At 64.5% G+C, this 355-nt stretch carries 1 protein-coding gene; it reads left to right on the forward strand.

Annotation, left to right across the window (positions count from 1 at the left end):
• Positions 1-355 (forward strand): hypothetical protein (locus AC1DIX_RS28415; RefSeq protein WP_477328705.1); only part of this gene is annotated, 355 nt, incomplete at both ends.

Below are 355 nucleotides of genomic sequence, written 5' to 3' on the forward strand. Positions count from 1 at the left end.
GAGCGGTTTTGTCGATGAGCTCGCGCGGCTGCGGGTGGTCACCTGGACGACGGTGGCGTTGTTCTCCTTCGTCGTCATGCTCGGCCTGTTCCTGATCGTCAGGCGCGGCAGCCGGACAATCGAGCATCAGCGGCAGGTGCTGAGCCACCGCGCCGAGGAGGCAGAGTCCGCCTCGAAGGAATTGATGGAGCTGAGGGACACGGCGCGCCGGGCCTCCATGGAATTCGCCAACCTCAACGAGACCTTCATCCGCCGCATCGGCGCCGACCTGCATGACGGCCCGGTACAGCTGATGACACTGGCCATCCTACAGCTCGACGAGCTGCGCGACCTGACCAAGAAAGATGAGCGCGCA

Source organism: Massilia sp. 05N420, from assembly GCF_056397205.1.